This window comes from Streptomyces sp. NPDC003635 (assembly GCF_053587635.1).
This window is the reverse complement of the sequence record NZ_JBSFOK010000014.1, coordinates 57,035-73,356: the sequence shown is the minus strand read 5'-3', so window position 1 is coordinate 73,356 and position 16,322 is coordinate 57,035. Positions and strand designations below refer to the sequence as shown.

The window sequence follows — 16,322 nt, the reverse complement described above, 5'->3', positions numbered from 1 at the left end:
CGTCCGTCAGTCCGGGCCCTGCCCCGCGAGCAGGGCCCGGCACTGCTCCGCCAGGGAGTCCATGCCGTGCGACTCAGCGGTCTTCAGGGCCGCCCGGAGCAGGGCGACCGGGTCCGTGTCGCGACGGCCGGGCGGCAGCCGCAGCAGGGCCCGCGCCTGTTCGGCGCGGGCCCTTGCCGTGTGCGGCGGAGAGGATCCGACGACCAGCCGCTCCGCCTGGCGGAAGCGGCCGAGGGCGGCGACCGCGTCACCCGCCACCAGGTCCAGCAGGCCCACCGCCCGGTCCGTCGGGCCCAGCAGCACCACCGGCCAGCCCGCGAGCGCGATCCCCTGCGGCACCCGGGCAAGACGCCGACGCAGCGCGGGCACCACCTCGGCGAGCGTCGCCTCCTGACCGCCCCGGATGTCCAGCGCCGCGCACACCTCGGCGAGCAGGAACAGCGCGGGCACGGCCCAGCCGTCCGGCGGCACACGGGCGAACCCGTCGCTCTCCCGGGCCAGCGCCAGCAGGCGGTCCGCGGCCTCCCCGTGCTCGCCCACCTCGCACAGCGCGAACGCCAGCCCCGCCCGCCAGACGGGGAAGTAGCCGTGCCGCTCCACCCCCTGGGCCAGCTCCGAGCTGAACAGCTCCGCCATCCGGCCGCGCTCGCGCAGCAGCCAGTACGCCTGCCCCAGCCGGGTCTGGGACAGCGTGTCCGCCGGAACCGAGAGGTCGGCCTCCAGACCGGCCACGACGGTCCGGGACTCTCCGAAGATCCAGTCGCTCGCCGAGTCGAAACGGCCGTACCAGAGGTCGAACAGGGTGCCGAGCGTGCACTGCTGCCAGCCGGCCAGGGTGGAGCGGGTGCGGGCCGCGTGCCGGGCGTGCTGGGCGCGGGTGCCGGCGGCGCCGTGTACCCGGCCGACCCGTAACTGGTCGATGGCCAGGGCGATCAGGGCCTCGCCGCGGAAGTACGGCGAGCCGCCGCGCATCGCGCAGTCCAGCAGCCGTAAGGACAGCGCCAGGGAGTCGGTGGCGGGCAGGAAGTCGTAGAGGCCCCAGCGGCACTCGGTCAGCACCTCGCAGCGGGTGTCGTCGTCGAGGCCGGTGGCGGCGAGGCCGTCCAGCGTCTGGCGGGCGAGCTCGGCGGCGCGGCCCGGTCCCGCGGGCGGCCACGCGGTGTCCTCGCTGATGCCCATGGACAGCTTCTTGGCGAGGTGGGCGTTGAGCTGGAGGCGCAGTCCGACGGCGGCCGGTCCCTCGGCGCCCGCCAGCGCGGCGAGACCGCTGCGCAGCAGATGCAGCAGTTCGTGGTCGACGCGGCCCGGATCCGACCAGCGCCGCGCCAGCCGGACCGTGGCCGTCGCGCGGGCCTCGGGATCGCCCTCGGCCAGCCGGTACGCCTCCCGGTAGTGCTCGTCGGCCTCCTCCATGCGGCCCGCCAGATAGCGGCGGTCGCCGCGCTCCACGAGCCGTTCGAACTCCGTGCCTCCACCGGTGCGGCGGCGCTTCGGAGTGGTCGCCGGAGGCCGCCTGCGGGCCGCGTCCCCGGGCTTGCGGGCGGGGTCCGGCTCCGGATCCGTGACCAGGTCCGCCAGTTCGCCGTGGGCGTCCAGCACGGTGTCGCAGAGCTCGGCCAGCTCGCGGGAGACCCGGCGGTGGCCGTTCTCGATGCGGCTGAGAAAGCCGCGGCTGCAGTGGACCAGGCCCGCCAGGTCGGCCAGGGAGAGCCCCGCGTCCACCCGGCGCCGCCGCAACGCCCGGCCGAACGCCTGCGCGTCCTCCTCCACCCCGCTCATGGTGCCCCCCAGCCCCGTCGCGTTCGTCGGCTGTTGCCAAATATGCCCTGGCAACACCTCATCGCTCCCGGCCTGTGCCGGATCGGAGGAACCTGGCTGGAAAGGCGCACGGACCGCGCCGAGAGGATGTACGGGGGCGGGCAATGGGGTTCAGGAACGGACGAGGCGGGCCGGCGAGCCGGGTACGGCGGGGGCTGCCGGCGGACCGGTCGGCCGAGAAAGGGGAAGCCTGTTCCCCGAACCCCGTTGCTCCGTCTATTCAGCGGGTGAACGGAGTTTCTCCACGCCCGCCCGGCGAGCTGAAATTCGCCGACCTCTCACTCCGAGAACAGAGGCGTTGTCTGCGGATTCTGACGGCGGAAGTCGACGCGAGTAAGTTCCGTAAGGCAAATGACTTCACTCACTACGGCTATGTGCTGTGGGGGCCGTATTTCTTCATGTCCTACGACGCCTCCGTCATGGCCCGCGCGACGCTGACCGGCCTGCGCAGGGCCTGGTTCCTGCGCCGAGTGGCGGCACGCCACGGCGGAGCCCGGCTGGCCTGGCCGCCCGACCTCGACGGCTAGGGCGCTTCTGATGGCTCTTGCTCGGGTGGGTGGATCAGTGTCCTGTCTGGGCAGGGGCGTCTTATGGTGCGGCGACATGAACTGACGGACGCGCAGTGGCAGAGGATCGAGCCATTACTGCCCGCCAACGGCAGGCCCGGCGGGCAATGGGCCGATCACCGCACAGTGGTCAACGGGGTGTTGTTCCGTGCCCGTACCGGTGTGCCCTGGCCTGATCTGCCCGAGCGGTATGGGCCGTGGCAGACCGTCTACGAGCGGCATCGCCGCTGGTCGGCGGACGGAACCTGGCAGCAGATCCTGACAGAGCTGCAGATCGAGGCCGATGCTGCCGCCCCCGACGGTCACCTGGCCAAGGCCCTTGAGAAGGAGGCCCGGCAGCGTTCCCGGGAATGGGCGGTGAACATCGACTCCACCTCCTGCCGGGCGCATCAGCACGCGGCCGGAGCCCGTCACCGGCCACCGCGCGACTTCCCGCAAAAGGGGGCGGTGCACGTGTGGAGGCCGATGGGCGGGAGACGCTGGGACGCTCGCGGGGAGGCCTGACCAGCAAAGTCCATCTGGTGTCCGACGACCGTGCCCGCCCGCTGACCTGGCAGACCTCGCCGGGTCAACGGGGCGACAGCCCTATGTTCGTCGCAGTGCTGGAGGGCTTACGGATCCGCCGACGCGGGCCGGGCCGTCCTCGCTGTCGTCCGGATCGAGTCCGCGGCGACAAGGCATACTCCAGCCGCGACAACCGCGCCTACCTGCGCCGACGGGGCATCAAGGCAACCATTGCCCAGCCCGATGACCAGCGCGACAGGCGCCGGCGCAAGGGCCGCCTGGGTGGACGTCCACCGGCCTTCGACAAGGCGCAGTACCGCCGCCGCAGTGCCGTCGAGCGGTGCGTGAGCAAGTGGAAACAGTTCCGCGCTGTCGCCACGCGCTACGACAAACGCGACTACATCTTCAACGGCACCCTGGCCGAGGCAGCAATTGTCATCTGGCTCCGAGCCACCGTCCAAGAGCCATCAGAAGCGCCCTAGTGCCGCGTCAGGCAACGCCCGACGGGGCGAACGTTGCCTGACGCGGCACTAGGCCGCCGTCAGCGCCTCGGCCAGGGCCCGGGAGACCGGCGCCCCGGTCAGCTGCTCGACGAAGAGGAACGAGCCCTGCGGGTTGATCTCCAGGAAGACGTACTCGTCCTCGGGCGTCAGGCGCAGATCGGCGGCGCCGTAGACCAGGTCCAGGCGCTCGCGCAGGCGGTGCAGCGCGGTCAGGATCTCGGGCGGGAGATCGTACGGCGTGAAGCGGACCGTCTGGTCGAGCCGCCAGTCGAGCGGGCTCGTGCCCTCCTGGCTGTGGACGGCGGTGGCGAACGTCCGGGGGCCGACCATCGTGACGCGCAGGTCGAGGCGGGCCGGGACCAGCCGCTGGAACAGCGTGGGCAGGGGCGCGCCGGCGCGCAGGGCCGTCAGATCGGCGCGCCGCACCCGGCGGGTGGGCAGCGGGGTGCCGAGGGTGAGCGCGGGGCGGGCCGCGACGGCCTTCACGATCACCTGCCCGTCCTGCCGCTCCCAGAACTCGGCCAGCTCCCGCGGGTCGCTGCTCACCAGGGTGGGCGGCACGGTGAGTCCGGCCGTGTGGGCGAGCGCGAGCTGGCGCATCTTGTGGTCGGCGGCGGCCTCGGCGACGGGGGAGTTGACCCAGCGGGCGGAGCCGCCGAGCAGGGAGCCCAGCAGCGGGGCCTCCGCCTCGGCCCGCCCGAAGTCGGCGTAGCGGGCGCCGAGCGCCTCGGGCGGTCGCAGGAGCGTCTCGACGATCCGGCCGTCCGGTGTCCGGCGCATCCCCGGCCGGTACAGCACCCCGCTCACGTCGCGCACCGCGAAGCGGGTCTCGCCCCAGGTCAGCCAGGGGTCGCCGGGGTCGGTGAGGTCCCAGGTCAGGCGGAGTCCGCGGCGCAGGCCGTCGTCGTCGACGAAGACCACCCGGTCCTCGGGGAGATGCCGCAGGACCGCCCGCGCCTCGGCGTGGTCCTGGCGGCTCAGGATCAGAATGCGGGCCATGCCCCCTCACTTCTCCGGGACTCCGGCGTGCGCACCCCCGTCGAGTCGCACGCCGGAGCCCCGGGCGTGGTGCCGGGCTCGTCCCCGGCTCAGAAGGTCGGGCCCTCGAAGGTGAGGCCCGACGCGCCGTCGACGAGCGCGGCGTCCGTCAGCTCCGCCACGTCGACCTCGGTGCCGGCGTACCGGGACTGGACGCCCTCGGGCAGCCGGACCGTCGGCGAACCTGCCAGCAGCACCACGAAGGGCTGCTCCTGAAGCGGCTCGTTCATCTCTCCGTACCTCCTCTCCACTACTGGGTGTCCTGCTTCTTCAACCACCCGGACGACAGCACCATGCGCTCTCCCCGGGTGACTTCCGTGACCGCGTGCCAGGCGTCCCAGGGGAAGACGACGACGTCCCCCGGGAGCGCGCTCACGGTCTGCTCGGTGGGCGTGCGGATCAGGAACGCGCCGCCCTCGAAGTCGACCCCGCGCCGCGACAGGTGCAGTACGGCGATGACGGGCGGCGCGCCCGGCCCCGTGTCCGTGTGCCAGTCGATGCGGCGCCCGCGCGGGATGCTGATCAGCGAGGTGCACAGCCGCTCCCGCGACCCCCGCTGAGCCGCTCCCCCCGGCAGGCTCCCGGCGACCCGGCCGCGGAAGTCGGTGAACCTGCGCACCAGCGGCGCGTGCGGCATCGCGTCATGACAGCGCGCCACATAGGTCAGCGTGCGCACGCCCGCGCTCGGTCCCGTCGCCTCCGTGTAGAAGACGGGGCTGCCCGACCACACGGTCGTGCCCTCCGGCGCGGGCGCGCGCTCCTGGGAGATCTCCCGCTCCAGCGCCTGCCGCAGGACGGCCGTCTCCTCCTCCGAGAAGAGCCCTCTCACGACACTGAATCCACGCCGGTCCCAGGAGTGCAGAGTTTCCTCGATTTTGCTCTCGTAAAGGTCCATGAAGTCCGTCCCCCTATTGCCAGACGACGGTATCGCCGGAAATTCCGCCCCACAAGCCCTCTCCGGAATATGGCGCCCGGAACATTCCAAGGGCTAATCTGATCCTGCCGATTGCGGAGCCGTGGGGGGAAACATGCGCTGTCCGGTGAGGCATCCGATCGTTCTGCTGCCGGGCCTCCTGGGCAGCGTGCTGGAGGGACCCTCGGGGCCGTTGTGGGCGCCGGGGCTGCCGGTGCTCAGGTCCCTGGGCGCGCTGCGCGATCCGGAGGCCGCCGGACACCCGTTGACGCCCGACCCGGAAGGGCCACCGGTCACCGCGTCAAGGCTGTTTCCCGACGTGGCCGTGCTGCCCGGCCTGATGCGGATCAAGGGCTACTCCCAGACCGAGGCCTGGGTGCGCCGGCACTTCACGGTGCACGAGGGGCCGGGCGGCGGACTGCTGACGTTCCCTTACGACTGGCGGCTCGACAACCGCGTGCACGCCCACCGGCTCGCCAAGGAGATCGACGCCCACCTGCGCGCGTTCAAGGAGCGCACCGGGGCCGAGGAGGCCCAGGTCGTCATCGTGGCCCACAGCATGGGTGGGCTCATCGCCCGGTACTACCTCGACGTGCTCCACGGCTGGCGGGACTGCCGGGCCCTGATCACCCTCGGCACCCCGCACCGCGGTTCGCCGCGCGCCCTGGACGCGCTGGCCAACGGCTTCCGGCTACTGCCCGGGGTGAGCGCCCTGACCCGGCGACTGCCCTCGGTCCACCAACTCCTGCCGGTGTACCCGGTGCTGGACTCCGGCGCGGGCCACGCCCGGCTCGCGGAGACGAGCCCGCTGCCGGGGCTCGACCCCGAACTCGTGGCGGACGGGCTGGAGTTCCACCGCGAACTCCAGGCGTCCTTCGACGCCCACCAGGTGATCGTGCCCGTCGTCGGCACCCGACAGCGCACGACCCTCCAGTCCGCCCGGCTCGACGGCACGTCGGTGCTCTGCTCCACCGATCCACCGGGACCCCGGATCCCCGCCGAACTGGCCGACGGCGACGGCACGGTACCCCGGGTCTCCGCCATCCCCGCGCACCTGCCGGAGCACCGGTGCCGGTTCGTCGCGGAGGCGCACAGCGCCCTGCAACTGCCGCGCGTCCTGACCGGACAGCTGCTGGAACTGCTGCGCCACCTCCAACTGCCTGGTCTGAAGGACGTCCTGGGCCCCGAAGCCCCGCCACCCGCGCCGGTGCCGGCGGCGATCAGCGGCGACCTGGACGACGCCTACCCCGGCACCGCGCCGGTCCGGCTGCGGGCCCGCGCGGTGGGCGGTACCCGGCCGCCCTCCCGGCTGCGCGCGTCGCTGACAGGGGACGACGGTGCCACGTACGAGGTGGAACTGACCCCGGCCCGAGGGGACGGTTACGAGGGCGAGCGCCTCCTCCCACCGGGTCTGTACGACGTACGCCTCAGCGCCGACTCGGGCGCGCCGGTGCCGGAGCCGGTCCAGGACTGCTTCGCGGTGCTCACCGACGGCAAGCCTCTCTAGGCGGTGCCATGCGGGACCTCGTCTGGAACCGGGCGTCGGACACCGCGCTCGCCACGCTGGTCAGCGCCGACGCCCGCCACCTCCTCGGCGACCTGGGCACCGGGCCCGACTCCGGGTCGGTGGACGAGATCCCGCGGCTGGTGCGCGCGGTGTACGAGAAGCTGGCCGGGCACGGCGTGAGCTGGTCGCCCAAGCCGTACCGGATCTCGGACGCCGAACACGGCGTGCGCTCCGCGGAGGCGATCCTGCACGGCGAGCGCCGGGCGTCCTGCCTCGACATCTCCCTGCTCTTCGCGGGCTGTTGCCTGGGCTACGGCCTGGTGCCGGTCCTGATCGTCCTGGACGGCCACGCGCTGGTGGCGGTCTCGCTGCGGTACCGGATCAGCCTGACCTCCCTGGAGGCGCGGACCGAACTCAATCTCCGGGGGTACTGGCGCGACCACCAGAGGTCCGCCCTCGTCTCGGAACTGGGGGGTGCCGACGCCGGTCGCTACCTCGTCGTCGAGTGCACCGGTGCCGTCCGGATGACCGAGCGGGAGGCTCCCGGACGGCCGGAGACGCGGGAGCGCCGGGACGGCCTGCTGTCCTTCGAGGCCGCGCTGCTGACCGGACGGTCCCAACTGGACGTGTCCGACCGGCCGTTCCAGTTCGCCCTCGACCTCTTCGTGCTGCGTGACTACTGGCGCTGGGGCGACCGGCCCTTCCTGGGGGTCCACCCCGGCGAGTCACCGGTGCTCACCGAGGCGGTCCGCGCGCTGGCCGCCTCCGGCGAGTCCGGCCTCTCGCCCGGACAACTCAACTCCCTCGCCCACCAGCATGCCGCCACGATCCCCGGCTACCAGGCGTACGGCTACGCCGAGTGGCGCGTGAACCGGGCCGCGCGCTTCGACCCCGCCCTGCCCCGGATGACCGTCACCTCGGAGAGCGAGTACGGCGCCCGGCTCGGCGCCGCCCCGGCGCGGACCTTCCACAGCCTGATCGACGTACTCGACGACGATCCCGCCGACGCCTTCGTCCTGCTCGGCCCGCCCGGCAGCGGCAAGACGACCCTGCTGCGCCACGCGCTCGCCGAATACGGGCTGCGCGCCCTGCGCCGGCACGACAGCGCGGTGGCCGTCCGCGGCCCGCTCAAGAGCCACCGGTCCGCCGAGCCCCCGCTCGCCTGGCTCGACGCGGAGCTGCACAGAGGCCACCCCGCGCTGCCTCCGCTCACCGAACTGCTCGCCCAGGGCAACACGCTGGTCCTCCTCGACGGGCTGAACGAACTGGCCGGCTCGGCGGCCGTCCGTCGCGACGAGTCGCTGCTGCGCTGGCGGGACGCGGTCGAGGAGATCGTCGGCGCCGGCCCGGGCAACCGGGTCGTCGCCTCCTGCCGCACCCTCGACTACGACCTGGGCCTGGGCGGCGAGGACCACCGCACCGACCATCTGATCCTGCATCCGCCCGCTCCCGAGGACGTCGTCAGGGCCCTCGGAGAGGCAGTGCCCGGACTCGGCCTGACCGAGCCGTGGCTGCGGCAGGCGGTCGGCCTGGTCGGGACGCCGTACACCCTGGGCCTGCTGGCCGAACTCCTGCGCGACGGCGAGGGGATGGTGTCCGACCGGACCCAGCTGTTCGGCGGCATGCTGCGGGCCGCGGTGCGCCGCGAGTACCGGCGCAGGAACCGCGAGCGGCTGCTCGGCAGCCTGGTCACGGACGTGGAGCGCCGCCGTCTGGCCCGGCCGGGGCCGTACGAACCGCCCAGCCGCCTGTTTCCCGCCTACGAGGATCTCGCCCTCGCCATGCAGCGGAACACGGCCGGCGCGCCCGCGGTCGAGGTGGACCGGGCCGAGGCCCACCGGCTGCTCGGTCCGCGGGCGCACCAGCTCGTCCGGCTCGGCTTCGACCTGGGCATCCTCGACGAGAACCTGGACACCGGCCACCTCGCCTTCACCCACCCCGCTCTCCAGGACTACTTCGTCGCCCGCGCGCTCGTCCGGCACGGAGACGTGCCCGGCGTGCTGGGCGGCGGCAGGGCCGCGGACCCGGGCGCCGCGACGGAGGCCGCGCCCTGGGAACCGCTCGGCCCGCTCCCGGCCGATCCGTGGAGCGAACCGGTCGTGCTGGCGACGGTCATGAGCGAAGGGCAGGACGAGCTCCTCGCCCGGATCATGGACGCGGACCTGCTCACGGCGGCCCGCTGCGTCCTGGAACCCGGCGTGCGGGCGGGCGAACCCCTCCGGGACGCGCTCCGCCGACGGCTGCTCGCCACCATGACCTCCGACGCCGAGCCGCGCCTGCGCCTCACGGCGGGCCTCCTCCTCGGGCGGATCGGTGACCCCCGGCTGCCGCTGCGCCAGGGCCCGCTGGGCCCGTACATCGAGCCGGCGATGGTGCCGGTGCCGGGCGGGCGGTACGAGATCGGCTGGCTCGGCGAGGAGGAGTCCAGCCCGGTCGCGACCGTCGAGGTGGCGCCCTTCGCGCTGGGCCGCCATGCCGTGACCAACGCCGAGTACGCCCGCTTCCTCGACTCCGGGGGCTACGACGACCCCCGCTGGTGGCCGACCCGGGCGGCCCGCCGCTGGCTGCGCGGCCGCGACACCCGGCACGGTCACCGCGCCCACCTGGAGATCCTGGGCCGCATGCTGACCGAGGAGGATCTCCTCGACGGGCAACGCCTCGGCATGCTCTCGCCGGCCGAGCGGGACGAACTCCTCGAGTACCGCCGCGCCGACTCCGGGGGACGCGCCCGACTCGCCGCCCTGCGCTACCCGGACGTGATCCTGCGGGCCCCCGAGCACTGGGACGACCCGCGCCTGAACGGCTCCAACCAGCCCGTGGTCGGTCTCTCCTTCTACGAGGCCACCGCCTACACACTGTGGTTGGCCGCGCAGACCGGCGTCGCCTACCGGCTGCCCACCGAGGCCGAGTGGGAGGCGGCCGCGCGCGGCCCCGAGGGCCGGGAGCGCCCCTGTCCCGATCACACCCTGCCCGGCCACGCCAACACCCTCGACCTGCGCCTTCGCCGCAGCTCCCCGGTCGGCATGTTCCCGCGGAGCGCGGCTGCCTGCGGCGCGCTCGACCTGTGCGGCAACACCAACGACAGGACGAGCAGCCTCTACGGCCCCCTCTTCAGCGACCCTCCCTGGAGCGGCTACGCCTTCCCCTACGACGCCCACGACGGCCGCGAGGACCCGGACACGCCGGTCACGCTCTGGCGGGTGGTGCGAGGCAGCAACTGGCGCCACGCGGACCTCGTCGCGGGCTACCGCGTCGCCGGGAACCCGTCCAGCCGGGGCGCGGAGACAGGCATGCGCCTCGCGGGACCCCCGGAGGCGGTGCGATGAGGGGGTGCCGGTGCGGCGGGGTGGTGCTGGGAGCGGGTTCCCGGTGGGGCGTGGGGGTGCGATGAGGGGGTGCCGGTGCGGCGGGGTGGTGCTGGGAGCGGGTTCCGGTGGAGCGGGGGAGTGCGATGAGGGGGTGCGGGGTGCCTGTGCGGCGGGGCAGTGCGATGAGCGGTGCCTGTACGGCGGGGCGGTGCTGAGCGGTTCCGGTGGGGCGGGGGAGTGCGACGAGGGGGTGCCTGTGCGGCGGGGCGGTGCTGGGAGCGGGTTGCGGTGGGGCGAGGGGACGCGATGAGCGAGTTCGACTCCCTGGCCTGGTTCTACGACCGCCACTGGGGCCCCGAGTACGCCGAGGCCGTGGTCCGGCCGCTGCGGGAGTTCTTGCGGGGGTACCTTCCCCGCGGCCGCCCGGTGCTCGACGCCTGCTGCGGCACCGGCCACGTCACCGCGCTGCTCGCCGAGTGGGGCCACCGCATCGCCGGTTTCGACCTGTCCCCGGCCATGCTGGCGTACGCCCGCCGCAACGCCCCCTCGGCCCGGCTCTGGGTCGCCGACGTGCGGCGCTGCGGGGCTCGGACCGGGGCCTTCGGTGCCGCCGTGGCGACGTACAACAGCCTCGACCACCTGCCCCGAGCCGGCGGTCACCTGGACCGGGCGCTGGCCGAGCTGGCCCGTGCCCTGGAACCCGGCGGGGTGCTCTTCTTCGACCTCAACACCGTCGAGTCCGCCGCCCGGACCTGGCACGGCTCCTTCCTGGACCGCAGGGCCGAGGCCGTCTGCCGTACGGACTCCGACTTCGACCTCGCGACCGGCACGGGCCGGGCCCGCCTCCGGATCAGCCGAGCCGGCCGGTGCGAGGAGGCGACCGTCACCCTCACCGTGCACCCCGTCGGCGAGGTGATCGCGGCGCTCAAGCGCGCGGGACTGCGTTGCCGCCGTGTTCACACCGGCGCCGAGCTGGGTTTGCCCGCCGTGCAGGGGCGGATCTTCGTCTTGGCCGAACGGCTCTGAGTCCCCCGGGCCCCGAGCGTATACGTGATTGCATAAACGTGCATGGAAACGTATAGTCATGCCATCACGGAGGAGGTTTCCATGGCGGTACGTGCGGCGGTGGCCGGAGCGAGCGGATACGCGGGCGGGGAACTGCTGCGTCTGCTCCTGGCACACCCGCAGGTCGAGATCGGCGCCCTGACCGGCAACTCCAACGCGGGTCAGCGGCTCGGCGCGCTGCAGCCGCATCTGCTGCCGCTGGCCGACCGCGTCCTGGAGCCCACGACCGCCGAGGTGCTCGCCGGTCACGACGTGGTCTTCCTCGCGCTGCCCCACGGCCAGTCCGCCGCCGTCGCCGAGCAGCTCGGCCCGGACGTCCTCGTCGTCGACATGGGCGCCGACTTCCGGCTGAAGGACCCGGCCGACTGGGAGAGGTTCTACGGCTCCCCGCACGCCGGCACCTGGCCGTACGGCCTGCCCGAACTGCCGGGTGCCCGCGCCGCGCTGGAGGGGTCCAAGCGCGTCGCGGTGCCCGGTTGCTACCCGACCGCCGTCTCCCTCGCCCTCTTCCCGGCCTACGCGGCCGGACTCGCCGAGCCCGACGCCGTGATCGTCGCCGCCTCCGGCACCTCCGGCGCGGGCAAGGCACCCAAGCCGCACCTCCTCGGCAGCGAGGTCATGGGCTCCATGACGCCGTACGGCGTCGGCGGCGGCCACCGGCACACGCCCGAGATGAGCCAGAACCTCAGCGCGGCGGCGGGTGAGCGGGTGAGCGTCTCCTTCACCCCGACCCTCGCGCCGATGCCCCGCGGCATCCTCGCCACGTGCAGCGCGAAGGCCCGTGACGGAGTCACCGCCGAGTCCGTCCGCGCCGCCTACGACAAGGCGTTCGCCGACGAGCCCTTCGTCCATCTGCTCCCCGAGGGCCAGTGGCCGGCGACGTCGTCCGTCTACGGTTCCAACGCCGTTCAGGTGCAGGTCGCGTACGACGAGGCGGCCGGACGCATCATCGCGATCAGCGCCATCGACAACCTGACCAAGGGCACCGCGGGCGGTGCCGTCCAGAGCATGAACATCGCCCTCGGGCTCGACGAGAGCACCGGGCTGACCACGATCGGAGTTGCGCCGTGAGCGTGACGGCAGCCAAGGGATTCACGGCGGCGGGCATCGCCGCCGGGATCAAGGAGAACGGCAACCCTGACCTGGCCCTCGTGGTCAACGCCGGGCCGCGCCGCGCCGCCGCGGGCGTCTTCACCTCCAACCGTGTGAAGGCCGCGCCGGTGCTCTGGTCCGAGCAGGTCCTCAAGAGCGGCGAGCTGACCGCCGTCGTCCTCAACTCCGGTGGTGCCAACGCCTGTACGGGACCGAAGGGCTTCCAGGACACGCATGCCACGGCCGAGAAGGTGGCCGAGGCGCTGAACATCGGGGCGGGCGAGGTCGCCGTCTGCTCGACCGGCCTCATCGGCGTCCTGCTCCCCATGGACAAGCTGCTGCCCGGCGTCGAGTCGGCCGCCGCCCAGCTCTCCGAGCACGGCGGCGAGAAGGCCGCCATCGCCATCAAGACCACCGACACCGTGCACAAGACGTCCGTCGTCACCAAGGACGGCTGGACCGTCGGCGGCATGGCCAAGGGCGCGGGCATGCTCGCGCCGGGCCTCGCCACGATGCTCGTCGTCCTCACCACCGACGCGGACCTGCCGAGCGACGCCCTGGACCAGGCCCTGCGGGCCGCCACACGGACGACCTTCGACCGCGTCGACTCCGACGGTTGCATGTCCACCAACGACACGGTGCTCCTGCTGGCCTCCGGCGCTTCCGAAGTCACCCCGGACCGCGCCGAGTTCGCCGAGGCCGTACGGGCCGTCTGTGACGACCTCGGTCAGCAGCTGATCCGGGACGCCGAGGGCGCCAGCAAGGACATCAAGGTCGAGGTGATCAACGCGGCCTCCGAGGACGACGCCGTCGAGGTGGGGCGCTCCATCGCCCGCAACAACCTCCTCAAGTGCGCCATCCACGGCGAGGACCCCAACTGGGGCCGGGTGCTCTCCGCCATCGGCACCACCAGGGCGGCCTTCGAGCCCGACCAGCTGAACGTCGCCATCAACGGCGTCTGGGTCTGCAAGAACGGCGGCGTCGGCGAGGACCGCGACAAGGTCGACATGCGCTACCGCGAGGTGCACGTCGTCGCCGACCTCGCCGCCGGGTCCGAGACCGCCACGATCTGGACCAACGACCTCACCGCCGACTACGTCCACGAGAACAGCGCCTACTCCTCATGACCAACACGACGCGTAAGCACACCGCGCTGCCCAAGGCGCAGATCCTCATCGAGGCGCTGCCCTGGCTGGTCCGGCACAACGGCAAGACCGTCGTCATCAAGTTCGGCGGCAACGCCATGATCGACGAGGATCTGAAGGCCGCCTTCGCCCAGGACGTCGTCTTCCTGCACCACGCCGGGCTCAAGCCGGTCGTCGTGCACGGTGGCGGCCCGCAGATCAGCGCCGCCCTCGACAAGCACGGCATCGTCAGCGAGTTCAAGGCGGGCCTGCGGGTCACCACCGAGGACGCCATGGACGTCGTACGCATGGTGCTCGCCGGGCAGGTGCAGCGGGAGCTGGTCAACCTGCTCAACGAACACGGACCGCTGGCCGTCGGACTCACCGGCGAGGACGCGCACACCATCACCGCCACCAAGCACCAGCCCGAGATCGACGGCGAGTTGGTCGACATCGGGCGGGTGGGCGAGATCACCGCGATCGACACGGGCGCGATCGAGGCCCTGCTCGCCGACGGCCGCATCCCGGTCGTCTCGTCGATCGCCCGCAGCCAGGACGACGGACATGTCTACAACGTCAATGCTGATACGGCGGCTGCGGCACTCGCTGCCGCGCTGGGCGCCGAGACGCTCATGGTCCTCACCGACGTCGAGGGCCTCTACGAGGACTGGCCCCACTCCGACGAGGTGATCAGCCGCCTCACCGCCGCCCAACTGGAGAAGCTGCTGCCGGAGTTGTCCTCCGGGATGGTGCCGAAGATGGAGGGCTGTCTGCACGCCGTCCGCAACGGCGTGCACACCGCCCGCGTCATCGACGGCCGGGTTCAGCACTCGATCCTGCTGGAGATCTTCACGGACTCGGGCATCGGCACGATGGTCGTGCCCGACGGATTCGATCAGGGGGAGTCATGAGCAATCAGGAGCTGACCGTCCGGTGGCAGGACGCGCTCATGAACAACTACGGCACTCCCCGGCTGGCTCTCGTCAGGGGTGAGGGCGCCAAGCTCTGGGACGCCGACGGGACGCAGTACCTCGACTTCGTCGGCGGGATCGCGGTCAACGCGCTCGGCCACGCCCACCCGGCGGTCGTCGAGGCCGTGAGCCGGCAGATCGCCTCGCTCGGCCATGTCTCCAACCTCTTCATCGCCGAACCCCCGGTCGCCCTCGCCGAACGGCTCCTGCAGCACTTCGGCCGCGACGGCAAGGTCTACTTCTGCAACTCCGGGGCCGAGGCCAACGAGGGCGCCTTCAAGATCGGCCGGCTGACCGGGCGGGGCCACGTCGTCGCCACCCAGGGCGGCTTCCACGGCCGCACGATGGGCGCGCTGGCACTGACCGGGCAGCCCGCCAAGCAGACGCCGTTCCTGCCGCTGCCGGGCGAGGTCACGCATGTGCCCTACGGCGACGCGCAGGCGCTCGCGGCGGCGGTCACCGAGGACACGGCGATGGTCGTGATCGAGCCGATCCAGGGCGAGAACGGCGTGGTCGTGCCGCCGCCCGGCTATCTGAAGGCGGCCCGGGCGATCACCGCGGCGACCGGATCGCTGCTCGTGCTCGACGAGGTGCAGACCGGGATCGGGCGGACGGGGCACTGGTTCGAGTACCAGGCCCACGACGGTGTGCTGCCCGATGTCGTCACCCTCGCCAAGGGCCTCGGCGGCGGACTGCCGCTCGGCGCGACGGTCGCCTTCGGACGGGCGGCCGAGCTGCTGCAGCCGGGGCACCACGGCACGACGTTCGGCGGCAACCCCGTCGCGTGCGCGGCCGGACTCGCGGTGCTGGACACCATCGCGAACGAGGGACTGCTGGAGAACGTCAAGCGGCAGAGCGAGAAGTTGCGGGACGGGATCGAGTCACTCGGCCATGCGCTGGTCTCCCATGTCCGGGGTGCGGGGCTCCTGCTGGGTATCGTGCTCACCGAGCCGCTCGCACCTCGGGTGCAGCAGGCGGCTCAGGACGCCGGCTTCCTGGTGAACGCGCCCGCCCCCGATGTCGTACGGCTGATGCCGCCGCTGAATCTCGGCGACGACGAGGTGGACGCCTTCCTCCGGGCGCTGCCCGGCGTCCTGGAACAGCACAGCCTGGACCAGTCCCAAGGGGAGGACGGATGACCCGGAGAATGAGACGACGATGAGTCAGGCGCAGGACCACGAGCACGCGGGAGGCGCCGGGCCCGCCGTGCCGCAGACCAGGACCGCCCGTCACCGCCGGATCGTGGACATCCTCAACCGGCAACCGGTGCGGTCGCAGAGTCAGCTGGCGAAACTGCTGGCGGACGACGGGCTGACGGTGACGCAGGCGACGCTGTCCCGGGATCTGGACGAGCTGAACGCGGTGAAGATCCGCAACACCGACGGTGACTTGATCTACGCGGTGCCGAGCGAGGGCGGTTTCCGCACCCCGCGTGCGCCGCTGGGCGGGTCGGCGAAGGAGGAGCGGATGCGGCGCCTGTCCCAGGAGCTGCTGATCTCCGCGGAGGCCTCGGCGAACCTGGTGGTCCTGCGGACCCCTCCGGGGGCGGCGCAGTTCCTGGCATCGGCGATCGACCAGGCGGAGCTGCACGACATCCTGGGCACGATCGCGGGCGACGACACGCTGCTGCTGATCAGCAGGGAGCCGACGGGGGGTCAGGCGCTGGCGGAACACCTGCTGCGGCTTGCTCAGAACGGCCATTGACGGGGTCGTGAACGTCATGCGCCGTCTGCGGGCGCGGGGGCTGTTCGCGCAGTTCCCCGCGCCCCTCGGCGAGAACCGTCGCCGCCCGCGCTCGACCCGCCGCCGCAGGCAGTCGTGCCGGGGGCGACACGGGGCCCTCCGGGGAAGGCGCCAGTCCGGCGCGGGTGAGCGGACCCCTAGGTTCAGCAGGCCGATCGCCAGTCCGGCGC

The 16,322-nt window shown here is 72.8% G+C and carries 14 protein-coding genes; 10 read left to right on the top strand and 4 right to left on the bottom strand.

What is annotated here, in order from left to right; all coding sequences use genetic code 11:
* Nucleotides 1-6: 6 nt before the first annotated feature.
* Nucleotides 7-1,779, bottom strand: a complete 1,773-nt coding sequence (locus ACWDRW_RS15930; RefSeq protein ID WP_451723561.1) for a helix-turn-helix domain-containing protein — start codon at nucleotides 1,777-1,779, stop codon at nucleotides 7-9.
* 437 nt (nucleotides 1,780-2,216) lie between these two features.
* Between ACWDRW_RS15930 and ACWDRW_RS15925 the strand changes: the two genes are divergently transcribed.
* Nucleotides 2,217-2,345 carry a hypothetical protein gene (locus ACWDRW_RS15925; RefSeq protein ID WP_451723560.1) on the top strand — a complete coding sequence of 43 codons (129 nt, stop codon included), beginning with the start codon at nucleotides 2,217-2,219 and terminating at the stop codon, nucleotides 2,343-2,345.
* 66 nt (nucleotides 2,346-2,411) lie between these two features.
* Nucleotides 2,412-3,370, top strand: a protein-coding gene (locus ACWDRW_RS15920) for an IS5 family transposase (RefSeq protein ID WP_451723711.1) whose coding sequence is annotated in 2 segments (ribosomal slippage) — nucleotides 2,412-2,823 and nucleotides 2,823-3,370 — 960 coding nt in all. Because the reading frame shifts where the segments join, the coding sequence is not laid out codon by codon here.
* A 48-nt stretch (nucleotides 3,371-3,418) separates the two neighbouring features.
* On the opposite strand, the gene ACWDRW_RS15915 is transcribed toward ACWDRW_RS15920, so the two are convergent.
* The 3 genes from ACWDRW_RS15915 to ACWDRW_RS15905 all read right to left on the bottom strand — a co-directional run bounded on the left by ACWDRW_RS15915 (nucleotide 3,419) and on the right by ACWDRW_RS15905 (nucleotide 5,258).
* Entirely contained in the window at nucleotides 3,419-4,390 is a 972-nt protein-coding gene (locus tag ACWDRW_RS15915) for a hypothetical protein (protein WP_451723558.1), read from the bottom strand.
* An 89-nt stretch (nucleotides 4,391-4,479) separates the two neighbouring features.
* A complete protein-coding gene (locus ACWDRW_RS15910) occupies nucleotides 4,480-4,659 on the bottom strand; it encodes a hypothetical protein (RefSeq protein ID WP_451723557.1) in 180 nt (59 codons plus the stop codon).
* A 20-nt stretch (nucleotides 4,660-4,679) separates the two neighbouring features.
* The gene (locus ACWDRW_RS15905; protein WP_451723556.1) at nucleotides 4,680-5,258 is read right to left on the bottom strand and encodes a 2OG-Fe(II) oxygenase; all 579 of its coding nucleotides are present in this window, start codon (nucleotides 5,256-5,258) and stop codon (nucleotides 4,680-4,682) included.
* Between the two features lie 211 nt (nucleotides 5,259-5,469).
* Between ACWDRW_RS15905 and ACWDRW_RS15900 the strand changes: the two genes are divergently transcribed.
* The 8 genes from ACWDRW_RS15900 to ACWDRW_RS15865 all read left to right on the top strand — a co-directional run bounded on the left by ACWDRW_RS15900 (nucleotide 5,470) and on the right by ACWDRW_RS15865 (nucleotide 16,113).
* Complete coding sequence (locus ACWDRW_RS15900; RefSeq protein ID WP_451723553.1) at nucleotides 5,470-6,849, top strand: esterase/lipase family protein; 1,380 nt, start codon at nucleotides 5,470-5,472, stop codon at nucleotides 6,847-6,849.
* An 8-nt stretch (nucleotides 6,850-6,857) separates the two neighbouring features.
* Nucleotides 6,858-10,175 (top strand): SUMF1/EgtB/PvdO family nonheme iron enzyme, encoded by a 3,318-nt coding sequence (locus ACWDRW_RS15895; RefSeq protein ID WP_451723552.1) that lies wholly within the window; start codon nucleotides 6,858-6,860, stop codon nucleotides 10,173-10,175.
* Nucleotides 10,176-10,463: 288 nt separating this feature from the next.
* Nucleotides 10,464-11,183 carry a class I SAM-dependent DNA methyltransferase gene (locus tag ACWDRW_RS15890; protein ID WP_451723550.1) on the top strand — a complete coding sequence of 240 codons (720 nt, stop codon included), beginning with the start codon at nucleotides 10,464-10,466 and terminating at the stop codon, nucleotides 11,181-11,183.
* An 81-nt stretch (nucleotides 11,184-11,264) separates the two neighbouring features.
* The gene (argC, locus tag ACWDRW_RS15885) at nucleotides 11,265-12,293 is read left to right on the top strand and encodes an N-acetyl-gamma-glutamyl-phosphate reductase (RefSeq protein ID WP_451723548.1); all 1,029 of its coding nucleotides are present in this window, start codon (nucleotides 11,265-11,267) and stop codon (nucleotides 12,291-12,293) included.
* A complete protein-coding gene (gene argJ / locus ACWDRW_RS15880; RefSeq protein ID WP_451723547.1) occupies nucleotides 12,290-13,441 on the top strand; it encodes a bifunctional glutamate N-acetyltransferase/amino-acid acetyltransferase ArgJ in 1,152 nt (383 codons plus the stop codon). Before argC ends, argJ begins: the two co-directional genes overlap by 4 nt.
* A complete protein-coding gene (argB, locus tag ACWDRW_RS15875) occupies nucleotides 13,438-14,349 on the top strand; it encodes an acetylglutamate kinase (RefSeq protein ID WP_451723545.1) in 912 nt (303 codons plus the stop codon). The genes argJ and argB overlap by 4 nt, the downstream gene beginning before the upstream one ends.
* The gene (locus ACWDRW_RS15870) at nucleotides 14,346-15,548 is read left to right on the top strand and encodes an acetylornithine transaminase (protein WP_451723543.1); all 1,203 of its coding nucleotides are present in this window, start codon (nucleotides 14,346-14,348) and stop codon (nucleotides 15,546-15,548) included. Before argB ends, ACWDRW_RS15870 begins: the two co-directional genes overlap by 4 nt.
* Nucleotides 15,549-15,567: 19 nt before the next feature.
* Entirely contained in the window at nucleotides 15,568-16,113 is a 546-nt protein-coding gene (locus ACWDRW_RS15865; protein WP_315884622.1) for an arginine repressor, read from the top strand.
* Nucleotides 16,114-16,322: the final 209 nt, after the last annotated feature.

Coding starts and splice junctions, on each gene's coding strand:
- ACWDRW_RS15865 (WP_315884622.1), top strand. CDS start 15,568: ATGAGTCAGGCGCAGGACCACGAGCACGCGGGAGGCGCCGGGCCCGCC.
- ACWDRW_RS15895 (WP_451723552.1), top strand. CDS start 6,858: ATGCGGGACCTCGTCTGGAACCGGGCGTCGGACACCGCGCTCGCCACG.
- ACWDRW_RS15890 (WP_451723550.1), top strand. CDS start 10,464: ATGAGCGAGTTCGACTCCCTGGCCTGGTTCTACGACCGCCACTGGGGC.
- argC (WP_451723548.1), top strand. CDS start 11,265: ATGGCGGTACGTGCGGCGGTGGCCGGAGCGAGCGGATACGCGGGCGGG.
- ACWDRW_RS15910 (WP_451723557.1), bottom strand. CDS start 4,659: ATGAACGAGCCGCTTCAGGAGCAGCCCTTCGTGGTGCTGCTGGCAGGT.
- ACWDRW_RS15870 (WP_451723543.1), top strand. CDS start 14,346: ATGAGCAATCAGGAGCTGACCGTCCGGTGGCAGGACGCGCTCATGAAC.
- ACWDRW_RS15925 (WP_451723560.1), top strand. CDS start 2,217: ATGTCCTACGACGCCTCCGTCATGGCCCGCGCGACGCTGACCGGCCTG.
- argB (WP_451723545.1), top strand. CDS start 13,438: ATGACCAACACGACGCGTAAGCACACCGCGCTGCCCAAGGCGCAGATC.
- ACWDRW_RS15915 (WP_451723558.1), bottom strand. CDS start 4,390: ATGGCCCGCATTCTGATCCTGAGCCGCCAGGACCACGCCGAGGCGCGG.
- ACWDRW_RS15930 (WP_451723561.1), bottom strand. CDS start 1,779: ATGAGCGGGGTGGAGGAGGACGCGCAGGCGTTCGGCCGGGCGTTGCGG.